Source organism: Klebsiella sp. GL120222-02 (assembly GCF_003097195.1).
Lineage (GTDB): Bacteria > Pseudomonadota > Gammaproteobacteria > Enterobacterales > Enterobacteriaceae > Klebsiella > Klebsiella variicola.
The window spans coordinates 315,893-335,063 of record NZ_QEQO01000003.1 but is presented as its reverse complement, the minus strand read 5'-3'; the positions used below and the strand labels follow the sequence as shown (position 1 = coordinate 335,063).

Sequence of the window (19,171 nt, the reverse complement as noted above, 5' to 3'; positions counted from 1 at the left end):
TGACAAACTCCTCCGCCAGTCACGTACTTTCGTCCTATGTCTTTCTCTGTGTGGCAGGAATAAAAATGACTTCAATCAGTAACGACTCTGCATTAACGCCGCGGACACAACGTGACACCCGGCGGATGAACTGGTTTGTTTCTATCGCTGCGGCGGTAGCGGGGTTGCTCTTTGGCCTGGATATCGGCGTGATATCCGGGGCGCTGCCCTTTATTACCGACCACTTCACCTTATCCAGCCAGCTTCAGGAGTGGGTGGTCAGCAGTATGATGTTGGGGGCGGCGATCGGTGCGCTGTTTAACGGCTGGCTGTCGTTCCGCCTCGGCCGTAAATACAGCCTGATGGCGGGGGCTGTGCTCTTTGTTGCCGGCTCTATCGGCTCCGCTTTTGCCGCCAGCGTGGAGGTGCTGCTGATAGCCCGCGTGGTGTTGGGGGTGGCCGTCGGGATCGCTTCCTATACCGCGCCGTTGTACCTCTCCGAGATGGCCAGTGAGAACGTGCGCGGGAAAATGATCAGTATGTACCAGCTGATGGTGACCCTCGGCATTGTGCTGGCGTTTCTTTCCGATACCGCCTTTAGCTACAGCGGTAACTGGCGCGCCATGTTAGGCGTGCTGGCGCTGCCGGCGGTGATCCTGATTATTCTGGTCGTCTTTTTGCCGAACAGCCCGCGCTGGCTGGCGGAGAAAGGACGCCATATCGAAGCGGAAGAGGTGCTGCGGATGCTGCGCGATACCTCGGAAAAGGCGCGCGACGAGCTTAACGAGATCCGTGAGAGCCTGAAGCTGAAGCAGGGCGGCTGGGCGTTGTTTAAGGTCAATCGTAACGTGCGCCGGGCGGTGTTCCTTGGCATGCTGCTGCAGGCGATGCAGCAGTTCACCGGCATGAACATCATCATGTACTACGCGCCGCGTATCTTTAAAATGGCGGGCTTTACCACTACCGAACAGCAGATGATCGCCACCCTGGTGGTGGGCCTGACCTTTATGTTTGCCACCTTTATTGCGGTGTTCACGGTGGATAAAGCGGGTCGTAAGCCGGCGCTAAAAATCGGCTTTAGCGTGATGGCGCTGGGCACCCTGGTGCTGGGTTACTGCCTGATGCAGTTCGACAATGGCACCGCCTCCAGCGGTCTCTCCTGGCTTTCCGTCGGCATGACCATGATGTGTATTGCCGGGTATGCGATGAGCGCGGCGCCGGTGGTGTGGATCCTCTGCTCCGAGATCCAGCCGCTGAAATGCCGCGACTTCGGTATCACCTGCTCGACCACCACTAACTGGGTGTCGAACATGATCATCGGCGCCACCTTCCTGACGCTGCTTGACGCGATTGGCGCCGCCGGTACCTTCTGGCTCTACACGGTGCTTAACGTGGCCTTTATCGGCGTCACCTTCTGGCTGATCCCGGAAACCAAGAATGTCACCCTCGAGCACATTGAGCGCAACCTGATGGCGGGCGAGAAGCTGCGCAACATCGGTAACCGTTAATGTGAGGCGCGCGGCAACCACGGGCTGGCGACTTTGCGCGTCTCCCGATGGTTGTCGCCGTGAATGATATGCAGGGCGCTCAGGCGCCCGATGTCGTAGTGCGGCAGCTGCACCGTGGAGAGCGGCGGCAGAAACAGATCGCCAATGCCCACCATATTGTCGTATCCCACCACCGCCACGTCCTGGGGAATGCGTAACCCCTGACCCAGCAGCGTCTGATAGACCATAAACGCGATGCGATCGTTGCCGCAGATCACCGAGTCAAAGCCAGGTTTACCCTCGCGGATATGCGCCAGCACCACCGCCGGGATATCGTGGTAATGCTCATCGCCCTGGCCCATATACGAATGGATCAGATGGTCCGGTTCGATACCCGCCTCCCGGCAGGCGCGCTCCAGCCCCTGGCGGCGGCGGATCGTCGCCAGCTGGCTGGCGGGTAAGTGCAGGCACAGCGGATGACGATAGCCAGCGGCAAGCAGGGCTTTCACCGCGTCGTACTGGCCCTGTTCATCGTCCGGGATATAGCTGGCCACCGGCTGGCTGAGGCTTTCGCAGTTGGCCAGCACGCAGGGCAGGGTCAGCAGTTTGTCCGGCAGCGGCACCTGGCGCAGCCCCATGGTGGTAAAGATAATGCCGTCCGGACGGTGGGAGAGGAGCAGGTCGACCACCGCTTCCGGACTATCGTCCGAAAACATGTTGACCACAAAGCTGTTCCAGCCGTGGGCGCGGGCGGTCTCTTCGATCGAGAGGGTGATCTCCACCGAAAAGGGCGTGGTGACGGTATCCAGCGCCAGCACGCCGATGGTGCTGGGGGTGGCGCGCGCCCCGCGGATCTTCTTCGCCGACAGGTCGGGGACGTAGTTGGTCTCGGCGATGGCGGCCTGCACGCGGGCCAGGGTCTCCGGCTTGAGCCGCTCCGGGGTGTTCAGCGCCCGCGAGACGGTCATCAGAGATACATTCGCCAGTTTTGCTACATCTTTCAGGGACGCCATTTTTTCCTCCGCCGTGGCTGCAGAGTACAGGCTATACAACTAAGTCGCTGATGTAAAAGAGTGAAACGATTTTCTGCTATCGCCGTCCTGAACGCTGCCGCGGTTAATATTTGATCGCGATCGCATCTTCATTATGTTAACGTTAACTTTTGTGATTAACATCATGTATCGCAGCGAATCCCCCTGCGTTTTGTTTTTTGTTAACGTTACCATAATTGCATTCCTCTAACACGAGAATGTCATGATGAAAGCGCATCACTCACACAGCTACCCGTTGCTCAGTGCCTTACTGTTTTTCTTTTTCGTGACCTGGTCGTCATCCGGCTCCTTGCTCTCTATCTGGCTTCACCAGGAGGTTGGGCTGAAGGCTGGCGATACCGGTATTATCTATGCCGTACTGTCGGTTTCCGCGCTGTTTGCGCAAGTTTGCTATGGTTTCATTCAGGACAAACTGGGGCTGCGCAAACATCTGCTCTGGTATATCACTGCGCTGCTGATCCTCTCCGGTCCGGCGTATCTGCTGTTCGGCCACCTGCTGAAGATTAACGTCCTGTTGGGCAGCATCTTCGGCGGGATCTACATCGGCCTGACCTTTAACGGCGGCATTGGCGTGCTGGAATCCTACACCGAGCGCGTGGCGCGTCAGAGCCAGTTTGAATTCGGCAGGGCACGGATGTGGGGCTCGCTCGGCTGGGCGGTGGCCACCTTCTTCGCCGGCCTGCTGTTTAACATCAATCCGCAGCTTAACTTCCTCGTCGCCAGTTGCTCAGGGCTGGTGTTCTTTATCCTGCTGGCGCGGCTGCGGGTCTCCTCGGCGCCGCATGCGATGCAGGAGGCGGTATCGGGCGGTAAGGTGACGCTGGAAGATGCGCTGCGCCTGCTGACGCTGCCGCGGTTCTGGGCGCTGGTCTTTTTCGTCATCGGCACCTGCATCTACGGCGTCTATGACCAGCAGTTCCCGGTCTATTTCTCATCGCAGTTCGCGACCCTGCAGGAAGGCAATGAGATGTATGGTTATCTCAACTCCTTCCAGGTGTTCCTCGAGGCGGCCGGCATGTTCTGCGCGCCGTGGCTGGTGAACCGTATCGGCGCCAAGAACGGTCTGATTTTCGCCGGCATGGTGATGGCGATGCGCATGGTGGCCTCTGGCCTGGTGGAGGGGCCGCTGCTGATCTCCATTACCAAACTGCTGCACGCGGTGGAGCTGCCGATACTGCTGGTGGCTATCTTTAAGTACAACAGCATCAACTTTGATAAACGCCTCTCGTCCACCCTCTATCTGGTGGGTTTCGCCTGCACCAGCTCGATCATTGCCAGCGTCTTGTCGCCGCTGGCGGGCTACAGCTATGAAAAATATGGCTTCGCCCAGTCCTATCTGATCATGGGCCTGCTGGTGTTCTGCACCACCTTTATCTCCATCTTCTTGTTGCGCTCAGGTAAATCCTCGGCCGATCCGCTGGTGTCGCAACCTACCGCTATCTGAATCAAAAAGAGTGAAAATGATGACTTACACAATCTCCCGGGCTGAACAGGTACTCCAGACACAACGCCAGGCGCTCAATCTGCGCTGGTATCCACACTATCACCTGGCGGCCCGCGCCGGGTGGATCAACGACCCTAACGGTCTGGTGTGGTTCGACGGCTGGTACCATGCCTTTTATCAGCATCACCCGTATTCCACCCAGTGGGGGCCGATGCACTGGGGGCACGCGCGCAGTAAGGATCTGGTGCACTGGGAGCACCTGCCGGTGGCGCTGGCGCCGGAGGGGCCGGAAGATAAAGACGGCTGCTTCTCCGGTTCGGCCGTGGTCGATGGTGATACCCTGGCGCTGATTTACACCGGGCATAAGTTCCACGGCGATCCTGGCGACGAAGCCAATCTGTATCAGGTGCAGTGTCTGGCCACCAGCCGCGACGGGATCCACTTTGAGCGCCAGGGGATGGTGGTCGACACCCCTCCAGGCATGCACCACTTCCGCGATCCGAAGGTCTGGCGGGAAGGGGATAGCTGGTACATGATCGTCGGCGCGCGTGAAGGCGATACCGGCCAGGTACGGCTGTACCGTTCAACCGATCTGCGCCAGTGGCAGGATGCGGGCGTGCTGGATGAAGCGGAAAGCACCATGGGCTACATGTGGGAGTGCCCGGACTTCTTCACTCTCAACGGTAAGCGCGTCCTGATGTTTTCCCCACAGGGGATGCAGGCCGAAGGGTTCAGCAACCGCAATCTGTTCCAGAGCGGCTATCTGATCGGCGAGTGGCAACCGGGGCAGCGTTTTATTCGCCACGGCGAATTCAGGGAGATGGACCACGGCCACGATTTCTATGCCCCGCAAAGCTTCGCCACCCCCGATGGCCGGCGGATCGTGATTGGCTGGCTGGATATGTGGGAATCGCCGCTGCCGGAGCAGCAGGACGGCTGGGCGGGCATGCTCTCCCTGCCGCGCGAGCTGAGCCTGAGCGCGGATAACCGCCTGCAGATGCGCCCGGCGAAAGAAGTGGAGAGCCTGCGCGGCGCCTGGTTCCCGTGGCCGGTCAGCACCCTGAACAACCAGCAGACGACGATGGTCGACAACTGCGAGGCGATGGAGGTGCACCTGCGCTGGGACTGCGCCCGCAGCAGCGCTGAGCAGTATGGTCTGCGCTTTGGCGATGGCCTGCGCATCTACGTGGATGCCCAACAGCAGCGTCTGGTGGTGGAGCGGTATTATCCGCAGTTTGGCCTGTGCGGGACGCGCAGCGTGCCGTTGACCGCCGGGGCGGATCTCAACCTGCGGATATTTATCGATAGCTCTTCGGTTGAGGTTTTCGTCAATGATGGCGAAGCCTGCCTGAGCAGTCGTATCTATCCGCAAGTCCCTTGCCGTGAATTAGCGTTATTTGCCTGGAGCGGCTCAGCTGCATTAACTGAAGCCGGCGCCTGGCAGCTCGAATAATAATAAGGCTGTTGTCGTTAATAACCCGTCTTTGACGATGGGCGGGTTATTATTGCCTGCATCGTCGTGCGTTACCCATTAATAACAAATTCAGTTCATTCCATAATAAAAGGGTTTACCGATGAATAAAATCTGGGTCGGGTGTTTTCTCACGTCTCTGTATCTGCCATCCGTTATGGCGCAGGCGCCGTTATCGCTGGAGGATCGACTGGCGCAAATGGAGCAGCGGTTAAAGGCAACGGAGGCGCGCGCCGCCAGCGCAGAGGCGGAAATTAAGACACTGAAAGGCCAGCAGCAGGCCACGACGGTCGCCCGCGCGGCGCCGGCTACGCCGCGCCTGCAGCTAAACGACAATGGCGAATTAAAATTTTATGGCGACGTCGAATTTAACCTCGATGGCGCCAGCCGCACCGGCAGTCTGACGTCGGTCAAAACCAGCGCGAATAAAAGCTGGGCGCCGGGCGATAAAGAACGCTGGGATATTAATGGTCGTATTCTGCTGGGGATTGACGGCAGGCGTAATGGCGCTGACGGGAAATATGCCGGATTCAGCGTGCAGCCGCTGGCGGATATGGATGGCAAAATGAATCTCGACGATGCGGTATTTTTCTTTGGTCAGCAGGATGACTGGAAAATAAAAATAGGTCGCTTTGAAGCCTGGGATATGTTCCCCCTGAATCAGGACACCTTTATTGAATATTCAGGCAATACCGCCAACGATCTCTATTCCGACGGCTATGGCTATATTTACATGATGAAAGAGGGGCGCGGGCGCAGCAGCAGCGGCGGCAACCTTCTGTTCAGCAAAACGGTGGATAACTGGTATTTCGAGGTTAATACCCTGGTGGAGGACGGCAGTTCGCTGTTTGTCGATCAGAACTATCACGGTAACGCGCTGGAAAACCGCAAAAATGTGGTGTACGTGCGGCCGGTGGCGGTGTGGCAGTCCGGCGCCTGGTCGGCGGCCGCGGCGATAGAGAGCAATCTCGTCAACAATGCTTACGGCTATCAGAACCAGAGCGGACGCTGGGTCGACCAGTCAAATCGCACCGGCTACGGGCTGACCATGAGCTGGAACACCCTGAAAAGCGACCCGCAGGATGGGGCGGTGGTCAATCTGAGTACCGCCCTGCTGGACGCGGCGGACGAAACCGACTTCAGCGCCGGAATTAACGCCCTGTGGCATCGCGTGGAGCTGGGCTATATCTACGCGCATAACAAAATCGACCAGTTCAATATGGCCGGCGTGACCAGCGAATGTGATGGCGACTGCGCAATTCTCGCGCCGGGGCGCTATGACATCCATACCCTGCACACCTCCTGGCAGTTGCCGAATATTATGGCGATGCCGAACTTCAATATTTACCTTGGCGCCTATGCTTCGTGGCTCGATTCCACGGCAGCGAAGAGCGGGAATCCCGATGAACGCTACGGCGCTCGGGTGCGTTTTAAATATTTTTTCTGACAGGATACTCAGGCAGACTCTCCCGCGGCGGACGCCGCGGGAGAGTTCAGACGGGCAGGTTAGCGCATCGCGCGGCGCAGAATGCGGTCGGTCTGGCGCTGGAAGTCCTCGGCCGCTTCTTCCACCGACTTTTTACCGTAGTCGATGTACTGCAGGGTGGTGCCGAACTGGGCGACGATCTGCGGATCGTCGAAGTACGGGGAGACCGGCAGGGTCGTGGGCAGGGATTGTGCCAGTTTCAGGCCAGACACCGCCGGATCGTCGGCTTTGATGATCCCGTCCTCGGTCAGGTAGTTGACCGCCGCTTTACTCAGCGGCACCCCGCGCTCCAGTCCGAGAATATCCACCCCTTCTTTACTGTTCAGCAGGAAGTTAATCACTTTCGCCGCCGCCTGCGGGTTTTTCGTCGATTTGCCAATCGACAACATTTGCGCGGGCTTGAAGAACAGTCCGGCGTCGGTGGCGCCCGGCAGCATCGGGTATTCCCCCAGCACCAGCTTCGCCGGCGGCTTCAGGTTATCGGAATATTTGTTGATGGTGGAGTTCCACATGTAGGTGCCGCCCCATTCACCCTGGATCCACGGCTTCATCTCGTACATGTTGCTCTTGCCGAACGAGGCATAGTAGCGGGTGTCCGGCATCACATGGTTGTCGATAAGCTTCTTATACATACCGAAGAAATCTGCCCACTGCGCTTTGCTGTAGGAGAATTTGCGCCCCTTCTCATCGATGGCCGGCTGATTGTATTTTTGCACCATATAAGAGTTGAGCAGCGCCAGCACGTCCTGGTGTTCGAGCACGACCGGGTAGTACTGTTTCCCGAGCTTGCTTTCGAAGGTTTTGCCCGCCGCCATAAGCTCATCCCAGGTTTTCGGGAAGGCGATGCCCGCCTTTTTCCACGCTTCGTCGTTAAAGTAGAAGACGCGGGCGGTGACGGAAATGGGAATACCGTTAAGCTTGCCGTTGACCGTGGTGGACTGCAGCTCTTTGGCATCGAACTGGCTGAGGTCGATCTCGTCTTTCAGGGTATTGAGATCGTAAAAGCCCTCGCCATTTTTCGAAAAGATCGGCAACCAGTTCCAGTTGGTCTGCATCACGTCAGGCTCAGTGCCGCCGGCAATCTGGGTGGTCAGGCGCGAAAGATGGCCGTCCCAGCCGGTGTATTCTGCTTTGACGTTAATGTCGGGATGTTGTTTGTGGAATTCCTCCAGCGCCTTGAGGGTGACCTGATGGCGGCCGTTGCCCCCCCACCAGGACATACGCAGGTCGACATCCTTCGCCATTGACGGTAATGCGGTAAGGCCCAGAGTGGCGGAGATGACGGCGCTTAAAAGCACGTTTTTCATTTTAATACTCCAGTGTTCACAGAGAGAGGTTCTGTTCGGTTTTCGCGTCAAAGATGTGACACTTATTGAGATCAAATTTGAAATACACCTTGCGATGAAGGCCCTTCTCGATCATGGGTTTCGCTTCATCGGACGGCACGCGGGCGGTCAGCTCATAATCAGCAACCTTCAGATAAACAAAGAATTCATGTCCCATGTTTTCCACACGTACCATTTCACCCGTGCAGGAACCCTCGGCAAAGGGTTCATCGGAGAGAGAGACAAACTCCGGGCGCACGCCAAAGAAAACCTGCTGATTCTTATGGGTCTCAACTTTGCTTTGCAGCAGGTCGTTGAGCGGCAGTCGCTGATCGCCCAGCGTCAGATGCAGGCGACCGTCGTGCTCAACCAGCTGGCTGGGGCGAATATTCATCTCCGGCGCGCCGATGAACCCGGCGACAAACATATTTTTCGGCTGGTGGTAGAGATTGTCTGGCGTATCAACCTGCATAATGTGGCCGAGCTTCATCACGCAGATGCGGTCGCCCATGGTCATCGCTTCCGTCTGATCGTGGGTGACGTAGACGGTGGTCGCCGGTTTGCCGGATTTTTTCAACTGCTTATGCAGATCGGAAATGCGGATCCGCATCGAGGCGCGCAGTTTGGCGTCAAGGTTGGAGAGCGGTTCGTCGAACAGGAAAACGTCCGGTTTTTTGACGATCGCCCGACCCACCGCCACGCGCTGCGCCTGGCCGCCGGAGAGCTGGCGCGGCAGGCGATCGAGCAGTTCTTCCAGTTCGAGAATTTTCGCCGCTTCTTCCACCTGTCTGTCGATTTGCGCCTTCGGCAGCTTGCTCAGCTTCAGGCCGAAGGCGAGGTTTTCGCGCACCGTCATATGCGGATAGAGGGCGTAGTTCTGGAACACCATCGCGATGCCACGTGATTTTGGCGCCAGGTTGTTGACGATTTTGTCCCCAATCCGCACCTCGCCGCCGCTGATGGTTTCCAGACCCGCCAGCATGCGCAGGGTGGTCGATTTGGCGCAGCCGGAGGGGCCGACGATCACCATAAATTCGCCATCGGCAATCTTCAGGTCGATACCATGCACCGCTTTAAACCCGTTGGAGTAAACTTTTTCCAGTTTGTTGAAAATGACTTCAGCCATGATATTTCCCTCTTAACCTTTGATTCCGCTGCTGGTCACGCCCTGCACGAAGTAGCGTTGAGCCAGGAAGAAGACAATGATGGACGGCAGAATGGAGATACTCGCCATTGCCAGAATTTCGTTCCACGGCGCGCCTTCCGTGACGTCGATGGACATTTTTAGCGCCAGCGCGATGGGATACTTATCGACGCTGTAGACGTAGATCAGCGGGCCGATAAAGTCGTTCATCGACCACATGAACTGGAACAGCGCCACCGAGATAATGGCCGGCTTGAGGATCGGCACGACCACGTACCACAGCACCTGGATGGAGTTGCAGCCGTCGATCTGCGCCGCCTCTTCCATATCGCGTGGGACGCCGCGCAGAAACTGGATCAGCATGAAGACAAAGAATCCCTGGGTGGCGAAGGCCAGCGGCAGGTACAGCGGCAGATAGCTGTTCAGCATCCCCATTTCACGGAACATCAGGTACTGCGGGATCAGCAGGACGGTGCTCGGCAGCAGCATGGTGGTGATGAGCGTTGCGAACCAGAACTTCTTCCACGGGATCTCAAAGCGTGCAAAGCCGTACGCCACGATGGTGGAGGAGATGATCGTTAACACCACCTTCGGGATCACATATTTAAAGGTGTTAAGCATATAGTGGCCGAAATGGTATTCGGTGCCGGTCTTCCAGCCATTGATAAACCCGTCCCAGGTCGCGTGGGCAGGCCACAGTCCGAGGGTGGTGAAGATCTCATGGTTCGGCTTGAACGAGGCGGAGAACATCCACGCCAGCGGGTAGAGCATCAGCAGGCCGACGAATATCAACACGACGTAGCGTACCACCCGACTCACCTTTTCCCGACGCAGCGTACGAGCGACCTCACGATCGGCGTTGCTCATTACCGGCGCCATCTGTTGAATATCAGCCATTTTTGCCTCCCTTATCGGCGGAGTAGAAGACCCAGTATTTCGATGATTTAAAGGCTATCGATGCAAAGACCGCGACGACGAGGAACAGCACCCACGCCAGCGCGGCGCCATAGCCCATGTCGAAGTACTTAAAGGCGGTATCGTAGATATAGAGTGAGAACAGGTAGGTGTAATAGGTTGGGCCGCCGCCGGTTATCACGTACGGGCCGGTAAACTCCTGGAACGCCTGAGTGGTCTGCATAATAAAGTTGAAGAAAATGACCGGAGTGATCAGCGGCACGGTGACCTTCATGAACATCTGCCACTTTGAGGCGCCGTCGATCATCGCCGCCTCATACTGCGACTGCGGAACGTTCTGCAGCGCGGCGAGGAAGATGACCATCGCGGAACCAAACTGCCAGACGCGCAGCAGGGTGACCGACATCAGCGCCAGCGAAGGCTCCCCCAGCCAGTTGACGGCATCGATGCCAAAGACGGCGAGGAAGCTATTCAGCAGGCCGTCAATGGCGAACAGGGCGCGCCACAGTACCGCAATAGCCACTGAGCTGCCGAGAATCGACGGAATGTAGTAGGCGGTACGGAAAAAGCCGATGCCGCGCAGTTTGAAATTGAGCACAAAAGCAATGCCGAGGGCGAAAGCCAGTTTTAAGGGAATAGTTAAAAAAACGTAGGCAAAGGTCACGCCCATCGATTTCCAGAACAGGCTGTCCTCGGTCAACATATAGCGATAGTTTTCGATGCCGTTAAATACCGGCGGGCTCATCAAGTCGTACTCAGTAAAACTGAGAAAGAAAGATGAAACAAAGGGAAAAGCGGTAAAGACGATCAGCCCGATGATATAGGGTGATATCCATGCCAATCCCAGCAGCTTGTTTTCATTCATACATACCTACCTGGCTTACGAGTTGTAATACGGATTCGGTGACGCGGCGCTGTCGGCCTTTTCGCCTGACAACGCAAAAATGTCTGAACGCTTCCTCTGATTAACATGTCCTTGTTAATGAATGGGTTATTATTTAAGTGAGCCAGCAAGTGGCGTGCTGTCAGGCTCGCTTTTATGCTGCTCTATTTTTTATAAAACACCGTTTTAATTTCATTTTATTGCGATTTATTTCTGCGTCATGCAGATCAGGATGGAAATGTGATCAAAGTCGAAACGATGTTTCAAAAAGGTGAGGTGGTAAGCATTTTAGGGGGCTGCGGGAGCCTGAAAAGAATGAAGGTTCAGCGTTAACTGAGTGAAAAATATTATTACCAGGATAATGATTGTGACGGCATCTTTTTTAATGCCTGCGGTAACTCTTAAACCGGGGGCGGTAAACGCCCCCATCATGGATCAGCGTGAGAGAAAATCTTCGCGGACCGGCGTGAAGGTATCGAGCAGCGTGCCGGGCTGCAGGCAGACGCAGCCGTGCATGATCCCTGGCTGCTTATACAACGTATCGCCGGCACTTACGACGCGCGTCTCCTCGCCGATGGTGAATTCAAACTCACCGGAGAGCACATAGGTGAGCTGTTCGTGGGGATGGTTATGCATCGGGCCGACGGCGCCGGCGGCAAAATTCACCTCCACGGCCATCATTTTTCCGTCGTGGGCCAGAATGCGGCGGGTTACGCCATTGCCGAGGTCTTCAAGGGTGGTGTCTTTATGGAAAATAAACATCGGACGGTCCTGTTGTTAAAGTGAAACATTGTTTCATTTAACTTATCCCACTCTTCATGAAAAAGAAATACGCGGCCAGAGAAGTGGAAAGTTGATCACAAGTTTGCTTCACTGGCAGAAACGACATAAGGAGCAGAAGATGAAAACCATTGGCCTGTTAGGCGGCATGAGCTGGGAGTCCACGATCCCCTATTATCGGTTGATCAATGAGGGCGTTAAGGCGCGACTTGGCGGCCTGCACTCTGCCAGCCTGGTGCTGCACAGCGTCGATTTTCACGACATCGAAGCCTGCCAGTCCGCCGGCGACTGGGATCGCGCCGGGGAGATCCTTGCTGAAGCCGCGGTTGGGCTGCAGCAGGCGGGGGCCGAAGGCATTGTCCTGTGCACCAACACTATGCATAAAGTCGCAGATGCCATCGCCGCCCGCTGCCAGGTTCCCTTCCTGCATATTGCCGATGCCACCGGGCGGGCGATTGCCGCCAAAGGCCAGCGCCGGGTCGCGCTGCTGGGCACCCGCTATACCATGGAGCAGACCTTTTACCGCGGTCGTCTGCTGGAGCAGTTTGCCATCGAGACGTTGATCCCCGAGGCTGACGATCGGGCGCGGATCAATCAGATCATCTTCGACGAACTCTGTCTCGGCACTTTCAGCGAGGCGTCGCGGGATTATTATCTGCAGGTGATCGCCGCCCTGGCGGAGCAGGGGGCGGAAGGGGTTATTTTCGGCTGTACGGAAATTGGCCTGCTGGTGCCTGCCGAGCTCAGCCCGCTGCCGGTCTTTGACACTGCGGCGATCCACGCAGAAGACGCGGTAAACTTTATGCTCTCTGCAGGACCGACGCCAGCGGCGTGAGGATCTGCGGCAGACTCTCCTGCAGGTGTGCAACAAAGGCGTCGACCAGCGCCGATCGCGGGCGGTGGAGGGGGCGGATCAGGCTGACGGTAAACGGCACCTCGACGCTAAAGCGGCGCACCACCACGCCGCTATCGGCATAGTCCAGAGCGGTCAAGGGATTCACCACCGAGATCCCGGCGCCGGCGCGCACCATGGCGCAGATCGAGGCCGCGCTGTGGGTTTCGACCACCATCCGCCGTTTAACCTGATGCTCAAGGAACAGGGCGTCAAGCAGCTGGCGATAGCTGTCGGTGCGCGACAGGCTGATGTAGTTTTCGCCCTGAAAATCGGCGGGGGTCAGCGTCGTCTGCACCGCCAGCGGATGGCCGGCAGGCAGCACGCAGACTTCATTCAGCGTCAGCAGTGGGGTGCGTTCGGTGCCCGCCGGGGTATGCAGGGTCTCCGTCAGGCCGAGGTCATGGCGCTGGGCGGAGAGCCACTCCTCCAGCAGCGGCGACTCCTGGGGGACGATCTGCAGGCTGACCTCCGGGTAGCGAGCGAGAAACGGCGGCAACAGCAGCGGCAGAAAGGACTGGGAAAAGACCGGCAGGCAGGCGATCGACAGCTCGCCCTGGCGGAACTCGCGCAGGCTCTCGGCGGCGCTGACGATGCGGTCCAGGCCGTACCAGGAACGCTGAACCTCCTCAAACAAACGCAGGCCCTGCACCGTCGGTTGCAGGCGACCGCGGGTCCGTTCAAACAGCTGCAGGCCGAGCACTTTCTCAAAGCGCGCCAGCTCGCGGCTGACCGTGGGTTGCGAGGTGTGCAGCATCCGCGCCGCTTCGGTCAGATTGCCGGTGGTCATCACCGCGTGAAAGATTTCGATATGACGCAAATTAACGGCTGGCATGCGGTCTCCATGAGGCTCGGCTGTAACCATATCATTTTTGCATAGAGTCGCGATAAAACGATATTTTTTATTCGTCCGCCACTGTGGCGTAATCGAAAAAAAACAGCGACCAACACACGCACTGCACCGGAGTTCTTATGCCACACTCGCTTTACGCCACCGATACTGACCTGACCGCAGACAACCTGCTGCGCCTGCCCGCGGAATTTGGCTGTCCAGTCTGGGTCTATGATGCGCAGATTATTCGCCGCCAGATTGCCCAGCTCAGCCAGTTTGACGTGGTACGTTTTGCGCAAAAAGCCTGCTCTAACATTCATATTCTGCGTCTGATGCGTGAGCAGGGGGTGAAGGTGGACTCGGTGTCGCTGGGGGAGATCGAGCGGGCGCTGGCGGCGGGCTACGATCCGCAGCAGAATCCAGAGGATATCGTCTTTACCGCCGATCTGATCGACGACGCCACCCTCGATCGGGTGAAAGCGTTACAGATCCCGGTGAACGCCGGCTCGATCGACATGCTGAGCCAGCTGGGCGAGGTGTCGCCGGGCCATCGCGTCTGGCTGCGCGTCAACCCGGGCTTTGGTCACGGCCACAGCCAGAAAACCAATACCGGCGGGGAGAACAGCAAGCATGGTATCTGGTACAGCCACCTGCCGGCGGCGCTGGAAGTGATGCGTCGCTATCAGCTGCAGCTGGTCGGGATCCATATGCATATTGGCTCTGGCGTTGACTACGGTCATCTGGAGCAGGTGTGCGGCGCGATGGTGCGTCAGGTCGTCGACTTTGGCCAGGATCTGCAGGCCATCTCCGCCGGCGGCGGTCTGTCGATTCCTTACCGCGAAGGCGAAGAGGCCATCGACACCGCCCACTATTATGGCCTGTGGAACCGCGCCAGGGAGCAGATCGCGGCCCATCTGGGGCACCCGGTGAAACTGGAGATTGAACCCGGACGCTTCCTGGTGGCCGAGTCCGGCGTGCTGGTGTCGCAGGTGCGCAGCGTGAAAGAGATGGGCAGCCGTCACTTTGTGCTGATTGACGCCGGCTTTAACGACCTGATGCGCCCGGCAATGTACGGTAGCTATCACCATATCACCGCTCTGGCGGCGGATGGTCGCGATCTCAGCGCCGCGCCGCAGGTGGAAACCGTGGTGGCCGGGCCGCTGTGCGAATCCGGGGACGTCTTTACCCAGCAGGAAGGGGGCAAAGTCGAGACCCGCCTGCTGCCGGCGGTGGTGCCTGGGGACTATCTGGTGCTCCATGACACCGGCGCCTACGGGGCTTCGATGTCATCCAACTATAACAGCCGTCCGCTGCTGCCGGAGGTGCTGTTTGATGGCGGCAAGGCGCGGCTGATCCGCCGTCGCCAGACCATTCAGGAGCTGCTGGCCTTAGAGCTTATTTAAAAAAAGGTCCCGTCGTTACCGACTCGCGCAACACCAGCGTGCCGGTAAACGGCGGGATCGTTTCTATCGGCTGCTGGTTAGCAAGCTTGATCGCCTGATCGATAGCCGTGGTGATCATGTTGTCGATCGGCAGATAGACCGTCGATAGCCCCGGCTCCAGCCATTTCGCGCTTGGCGCATCGTCGAAGCCAAACAGCGACACATCCTGCGGAATACGCAGCCCCGCCTGATGCAGCGCCTTTGACGCCCCCAGCGCCATATCATCGTTACAGGAAAACAGCGCGCTGAAGCGGGCTTTCTCGTCCAGCAGTTCCCGGCACAGTTCGTAGCCGCGGGTCATCGTCGAGTCCCCGTACTTCACCCGGCTCGGATCCCACTCAATACCATGTTTTAGCAGCGCGTTGCGGTAGCCCTGCAGGCGAGCCTGGCCGGTAGGGGTGTGCATCGGGACGGTCATGCAGGCGATATCGCGGTGGCCCTGGGTAATCAGATACTCAACGGCCTGAAAGGCGGCTTCCTGCTGCTCGAAGAACACGCAGCGTTCGCGGGCCTGCGCCACATCGCGGTTAATCACCACCAGCGGCATGGCGATCGAATTAATCAGCGACATGATCGCCTTTTCGCTCATGTGCCGGGTATAGAGGATGATCGCATCGCATTGCCGGTCGGCGAGCATCTGCACCGCTTCCTCTTCGCGCTCCGGCGTATCATGACCGTCAGTGACGATAAGCTGCTTTCCCCAGGCTTCCGTCTGGCGTGAAGCCTGCTGCAGCAGACGGCCAAAGTAGAAGCCGTCGAAGGTGGAGACGACCAGCCCGATACTATTGCTGGTCTGATTGGCCAGCGAGCGTGCGAGAAAATTCGGCCGGTAGCCCAGCTCTTCCATCGCTTTAAAGACCTGTTGGCGGGTGCTCTCTTTCACCTGACCTGTGCCGTTCAACACGCGGGAAACCGTCGCTTTCGAGACGCCTGCGCGAATTGAGACATCCAGCATTGTAGCCATTCATCGATTCCTGATTTCACGTGGTAAAGCGCAGTTTATCACAGACCGAAAAGGGACATATCGACGGGGCGGGGCGGAAAAACCATCGCGATCACGCTTTTGGCAGGAACTGACGAGCCGGCATAGTCTGGTATGCCAATGTCGATTCTATCGGATATTTGGGATACCACAGTGCGCGTTGCGAGCGCTGTCACAGAACTATTTTTGCCTGGCGACTATGTTTTGGTATGCCAAAAGTCTCTGGCTGTTCACCTGGCCGCAATAAGCCCTTTACTCTGAGGTACTCTTTTATGGCATTACAGGACAAACTGATCGACGCGCTGGGGCGTTTCGCGACGACATTCAACAGCTATCGCTACATTATGGCGATCAAATCGGCGTTTATTACTCTGATGCCGGTGATCATCGTCGGGGCCTTTTCGGTACTGATCTCCAATATGGTGCTGGATCCGAAGAATGGGCTCGCCAGCTTTTCCTCGCTCTCCTTTCTTGCGGCGCTGAAGCCGATCACCAGCGCGCTCAACTACGCCACGCTCAATTTCCTCAATATCGGCGCCGTGTTTCTGATCGGTATTGAGCTGGGGCGGATAAACGGCATCAAAAGCCTGTTTCCCGGCCTGCTGGCGGTGATCTGCTTTATCTGCGTCACGCCGACGACGGTGGAGATGATGGTCGATGGCCAGATGCACGTGGTGAAAGATGTCCTGCTGCGCCAGTTCTCCGATACCCGCAGCCTGTTCCTCGGGATGTTCATCGCCATTCTGTCAGTGGAGATTTACTGCTGGCTGGAGGGGCGCAAGGGACTGAAGATCAAAATGCCGGATACCGTGCCGCCGAACGTTTCCGCCTCTTTTTCGGCACTGATCCCGGCGATCATCACCACCACCGCGATCGCCACCCTGGGTTTTCTCTTTCACCAACTGACGGGAATGTATCTGTACGATGCGGTCTACCAGGTGGTGCAGCAGCCGCTGGAGCGGGTGGTGCAGAGCCTGCCGGGGATCCTGCTGCTGATGTTCGTCGCCCAGCTGTTCTGGGTGATCGGCATTCACGGCAACCAGATGATCAAGCCGATCCGCGAGCCGCTGCTTCTGGGGGCGATCACCGTCAATATGAGCGCTTTTGAGCAGGGAAAAGAGGTACCGAACATTATCACGATGCCCTTCTGGGACGTCTACATGAGCATCGGCGGCTCGGGGCTGACCATCGGCCTGCTGATTGCGGTGATGATCGCCACGAAGCGTAAAGAGATGAAAGAGATCGCCAAGCTGTCGATAGGCCCGGGGCTGTTCAATATTAACGAGCCGGTGATCTTCGGGATGCCGATCATGCTCAACCCGATCCTCGCTATCCCGTTTATCATCACCCCGCTGGTGACCGGCAGCATCGGCTATTTCGCCACCCTGACCGGCTTCGCCGGCAAGGCGGTAGTGATGGTGCCCTGGACCACGCCGCCGCTGATCAACGCCTGGCTCTCCACCGCCGGCTCGATGGGGGCGGTGGTGACCCAGTTTATCTGCATCGTGACCGCGGTGCTTATCTATCTGCCTTTCGTCAAAATCGCCTCCCGCCGTGCCGATGCCGCACAGCGTCAGGCCGACAATCAACAGACCGCCAACCCTGTCTGAGGAGCCTATGACTACCGTACGGATGACCATTCCCGATGATTTTATCCTTGGCGCGGCGGCTTCCGCCTGGCAGACCGAGGGCTGGAGCGGGAAAAAACCGGGGCAGGACTCCTGGCCCGATCTCTGGTACAAAAACGACCGCCACGTCTGGCATAACGGCTATGGCCCGGCGGTGGCCACCGATTTTATCAACCGCTTTCAGGAAGATGTGCAGTTGATGAAGCTGGCCGGGCTGACCCACTACCGCACCTCAATCAACTGGTCGCGCTTTCTGACCGACTATGAAAACGTCACGGTGGATGAGGAGTATGCGGCCTATTACGACCAGCTGTTCGATGCGCTGCTGGCCAACGGCATCACGCCGATGATCTGCCTTGAGCATTATGAATTGCCCGGCTATCTGCTGGAAAAGTATGGCGGCTGGGGGTCGAAAACGGTGGTCGAGCTGTTTGTGCGCTACGCGGAGCAGGTCTTTGCCCGCTACCACCCGAAGGTGACCCGCTGGTTTACCTTTAATGAGCCAATTGTGGTACAGACCCGGGTCTATCTGGATGCCCTGCGCTGGCCCTATGAGCAGAACACCAGCACCTGGATGCAGTGGAACTATCATAAGGTGCTGGCGACCGCCAGCGTCGTGAAGCGGTTTCGCGAGCTCGGCTATCCCGGGACCGTCGGCTGCATCCTCAATCCGGAGGTGACCTACCCACGCTCACGCGCCCCCCATGACCTGCGCGCGGCGGAGATCTACGATCTGTTCTACAACCGCATGTTCCTCGACCCGCTGGTGCACGGGGTCTGGCCGCCGGAGCTTCTTGCACTGCTCGAACAGCATCAGGTGACGTGGGACGCCAGCGAGGAGGATCTGGCGATTATTCGCGAGCACACCGTCGATGAGCTGGGGATTAATCTTTACTACCCGCACCGGGTCAAAGCCCCGTCGCGGGCCTGGCATCCGCATACCCCGTTTCATCCGGCCTGGTATTATGAGCCGTTTGAGCTGCCCGGCCGGCGAATGAACGCCTCCCGCGGCTGGGAAATCTACCCGCAAATCATCTTTGATATGGCGATGCGGATAAAAAATGACTATCGCAACATCCCCTGGTTCGTGGCGGAGAGCGGGATGGGGGTGGAAAACGAAGACCAGTTCCGTAACCGCGAAGGCACCATCGATGACAGTTACCGCATCCGTTTTATCAGCGAACATCTGTGGCACACCCTGCGCGCCCGCGAGGCAGGGGCCAACTGCCAGGGCTATATGCTGTGGGCGTTTACCGACAACGTATCGCCGATGAACGCCTTTAAAAACCGCTACGGGCTTATCGAAATCGACCTGCAAAACCATCGCGCCCGGCGACCCAAAGCCTCGGCGCACTGGTTTCGTCAGCTGGGCGAACGGCGTGAAATGGTGCTGGATATCGATGATGAATACCGCTAGCCGGGGGGCAAT

17 protein-coding genes are annotated in these 19,171 nt (G+C 57.8%); 9 read left to right on the top strand and 8 right to left on the bottom strand.

Features of this window, described 5'->3' with window-relative positions; all coding sequences use genetic code 11:
* Positions 1-65 precede the first annotated feature (65 nt).
* A complete protein-coding gene (locus tag N438_RS11535; RefSeq protein ID WP_008806353.1) occupies positions 66-1,487 on the top strand; it encodes a sugar porter family MFS transporter in 1,422 nt (473 codons plus the stop codon).
* Here N438_RS11535 and N438_RS11530 read toward each other — a convergent pair.
* Positions 1,484-2,479 (bottom strand): LacI family DNA-binding transcriptional regulator, encoded by a 996-nt coding sequence (locus N438_RS11530; protein ID WP_008806352.1) that lies wholly within the window; start codon positions 2,477-2,479, stop codon positions 1,484-1,486. The two genes, N438_RS11535 and N438_RS11530, sit on opposite strands and share 4 nt — an antisense overlap.
* A gap of 94 nt (positions 2,480-2,573) precedes the next feature.
* Here N438_RS11530 and N438_RS27975 point away from each other — a divergent pair, with 94 nt between their 5' ends.
* The 4 genes from N438_RS27975 (at position 2,574) to N438_RS11515 (ending at position 6,880) form a co-directional block, all read left to right on the top strand.
* A complete protein-coding gene (locus N438_RS27975) occupies positions 2,574-2,708 on the top strand; it encodes a hypothetical protein (protein WP_046621754.1) in 135 nt (44 codons plus the stop codon).
* A gap of 12 nt (positions 2,709-2,720) precedes the next feature.
* On the top strand, positions 2,721-3,962 hold the full coding sequence (locus N438_RS11525) for an MFS transporter (protein ID WP_012540640.1): 1,242 nt from the start codon (positions 2,721-2,723) through the stop codon (positions 3,960-3,962).
* A 19-nt stretch (positions 3,963-3,981) separates the two neighbouring features.
* A complete protein-coding gene (locus N438_RS11520) occupies positions 3,982-5,415 on the top strand; it encodes a glycoside hydrolase family 32 protein (RefSeq protein WP_032736596.1) in 1,434 nt (477 codons plus the stop codon).
* A gap of 121 nt (positions 5,416-5,536) precedes the next feature.
* Positions 5,537-6,880 (top strand): carbohydrate porin, encoded by a 1,344-nt coding sequence (locus N438_RS11515; protein ID WP_012540642.1) that lies wholly within the window; start codon positions 5,537-5,539, stop codon positions 6,878-6,880.
* Between the two features lie 59 nt (positions 6,881-6,939).
* Here N438_RS11515 and N438_RS11510 read toward each other — a convergent pair whose 3' ends face one another.
* The 5 genes from N438_RS11510 to N438_RS11490 all read right to left on the bottom strand — a co-directional run bounded on the left by N438_RS11510 (position 6,940) and on the right by N438_RS11490 (position 11,948).
* Positions 6,940-8,226: an ABC transporter substrate-binding protein gene (locus N438_RS11510; protein ID WP_008806348.1), complete on the bottom strand. Its 1,287-nt coding sequence runs from the start codon at positions 8,224-8,226 to the stop codon at positions 6,940-6,942.
* 16 nt (positions 8,227-8,242) lie between these two features.
* Positions 8,243-9,370 carry an ABC transporter ATP-binding protein gene (locus N438_RS11505; protein WP_022064919.1) on the bottom strand — a complete coding sequence of 376 codons (1,128 nt, stop codon included), beginning with the start codon at positions 9,368-9,370 and terminating at the stop codon, positions 8,243-8,245.
* A 12-nt stretch (positions 9,371-9,382) separates the two neighbouring features.
* Positions 9,383-10,285: a carbohydrate ABC transporter permease gene (locus tag N438_RS11500; RefSeq protein WP_008806346.1), complete on the bottom strand. Its 903-nt coding sequence runs from the start codon at positions 10,283-10,285 to the stop codon at positions 9,383-9,385.
* Positions 10,278-11,168 (bottom strand): sugar ABC transporter permease, encoded by an 891-nt coding sequence (locus tag N438_RS11495; RefSeq protein ID WP_004205419.1) that lies wholly within the window; start codon positions 11,166-11,168, stop codon positions 10,278-10,280. The genes N438_RS11500 and N438_RS11495 overlap by 8 nt, the downstream gene beginning before the upstream one ends.
* 453 nt (positions 11,169-11,621) lie before the next feature.
* On the bottom strand, positions 11,622-11,948 hold the full coding sequence (locus N438_RS11490) for a cupin domain-containing protein (RefSeq protein ID WP_012540645.1): 327 nt from the start codon (positions 11,946-11,948) through the stop codon (positions 11,622-11,624).
* 139 nt (positions 11,949-12,087) lie between these two features.
* Between N438_RS11490 and N438_RS11485 the strand changes: the two genes are divergently transcribed.
* Positions 12,088-12,801 carry an aspartate/glutamate racemase gene (locus N438_RS11485; protein ID WP_008806343.1) on the top strand — a complete coding sequence of 238 codons (714 nt, stop codon included), beginning with the start codon at positions 12,088-12,090 and terminating at the stop codon, positions 12,799-12,801.
* Here N438_RS11485 and N438_RS11480 read toward each other — a convergent pair.
* Positions 12,767-13,693: a LysR family transcriptional regulator gene (locus N438_RS11480; RefSeq protein ID WP_012967277.1), complete on the bottom strand. Its 927-nt coding sequence runs from the start codon at positions 13,691-13,693 to the stop codon at positions 12,767-12,769. The two genes, N438_RS11485 and N438_RS11480, sit on opposite strands and share 35 nt — an antisense overlap.
* Before the next feature lie 137 nt (positions 13,694-13,830).
* On the opposite strand from N438_RS11480, the gene lysA reads away from it, so the two are divergent.
* Positions 13,831-15,093, top strand: a complete 1,263-nt coding sequence (gene lysA / locus N438_RS11475) for a diaminopimelate decarboxylase (protein ID WP_008806341.1) — start codon at positions 13,831-13,833, stop codon at positions 15,091-15,093.
* Here the strand turns inward: lysA and N438_RS11470 are convergent.
* Entirely contained in the window at positions 15,086-16,087 is a 1,002-nt protein-coding gene (locus N438_RS11470) for a LacI family DNA-binding transcriptional regulator (protein WP_162893599.1), read from the bottom strand. The two genes, lysA and N438_RS11470, sit on opposite strands and share 8 nt — an antisense overlap.
* A gap of 299 nt (positions 16,088-16,386) precedes the next feature.
* On the opposite strand from N438_RS11470, the gene N438_RS11465 reads away from it, so the two are divergent.
* The gene (locus N438_RS11465) at positions 16,387-17,724 is read left to right on the top strand and encodes a PTS transporter subunit EIIC (RefSeq protein WP_110211051.1); all 1,338 of its coding nucleotides are present in this window, start codon (positions 16,387-16,389) and stop codon (positions 17,722-17,724) included.
* Between the two features lie 7 nt (positions 17,725-17,731).
* Positions 17,732-19,159 carry a glycoside hydrolase family 1 protein gene (locus N438_RS11460; protein ID WP_110195128.1) on the top strand — a complete coding sequence of 476 codons (1,428 nt, stop codon included), beginning with the start codon at positions 17,732-17,734 and terminating at the stop codon, positions 19,157-19,159.
* Positions 19,160-19,171: the final 12 nt, after the last annotated feature.

Bases quoted from the DNA above. Each gene is read 5' to 3' on its own strand.
- N438_RS11535 (WP_008806353.1), top strand. From the start codon at position 66: ATGACTTCAATCAGTAACGACTCTGCATTAACGCCGCGGACACAACGT.
- N438_RS11530 (WP_008806352.1), bottom strand. From the start codon at position 2,479: ATGGCGTCCCTGAAAGATGTAGCAAAACTGGCGAATGTATCTCTGATG.
- N438_RS11525 (WP_012540640.1), top strand. From the start codon at position 2,721: ATGATGAAAGCGCATCACTCACACAGCTACCCGTTGCTCAGTGCCTTA.
- N438_RS11520 (WP_032736596.1), top strand. From the start codon at position 3,982: ATGACTTACACAATCTCCCGGGCTGAACAGGTACTCCAGACACAACGC.
- N438_RS11515 (WP_012540642.1), top strand. From the start codon at position 5,537: ATGAATAAAATCTGGGTCGGGTGTTTTCTCACGTCTCTGTATCTGCCA.
- N438_RS11510 (WP_008806348.1), bottom strand. From the start codon at position 8,226: ATGAAAAACGTGCTTTTAAGCGCCGTCATCTCCGCCACTCTGGGCCTT.
- N438_RS11505 (WP_022064919.1), bottom strand. From the start codon at position 9,370: ATGGCTGAAGTCATTTTCAACAAACTGGAAAAAGTTTACTCCAACGGG.
- N438_RS11500 (WP_008806346.1), bottom strand. From the start codon at position 10,285: ATGGCTGATATTCAACAGATGGCGCCGGTAATGAGCAACGCCGATCGT.
- N438_RS11495 (WP_004205419.1), bottom strand. From the start codon at position 11,168: ATGAATGAAAACAAGCTGCTGGGATTGGCATGGATATCACCCTATATC.
- N438_RS11490 (WP_012540645.1), bottom strand. From the start codon at position 11,948: ATGTTTATTTTCCATAAAGACACCACCCTTGAAGACCTCGGCAATGGC.
- N438_RS11485 (WP_008806343.1), top strand. From the start codon at position 12,088: ATGAAAACCATTGGCCTGTTAGGCGGCATGAGCTGGGAGTCCACGATC.
- N438_RS11480 (WP_012967277.1), bottom strand. From the start codon at position 13,693: ATGCCAGCCGTTAATTTGCGTCATATCGAAATCTTTCACGCGGTGATG.
- lysA (WP_008806341.1), top strand. From the start codon at position 13,831: ATGCCACACTCGCTTTACGCCACCGATACTGACCTGACCGCAGACAAC.
- N438_RS11470 (WP_162893599.1), bottom strand. From the start codon at position 16,087: ATGCTGGATGTCTCAATTCGCGCAGGCGTCTCGAAAGCGACGGTTTCC.
- N438_RS11465 (WP_110211051.1), top strand. From the start codon at position 16,387: ATGGCATTACAGGACAAACTGATCGACGCGCTGGGGCGTTTCGCGACG.
- N438_RS11460 (WP_110195128.1), top strand. From the start codon at position 17,732: ATGACTACCGTACGGATGACCATTCCCGATGATTTTATCCTTGGCGCG.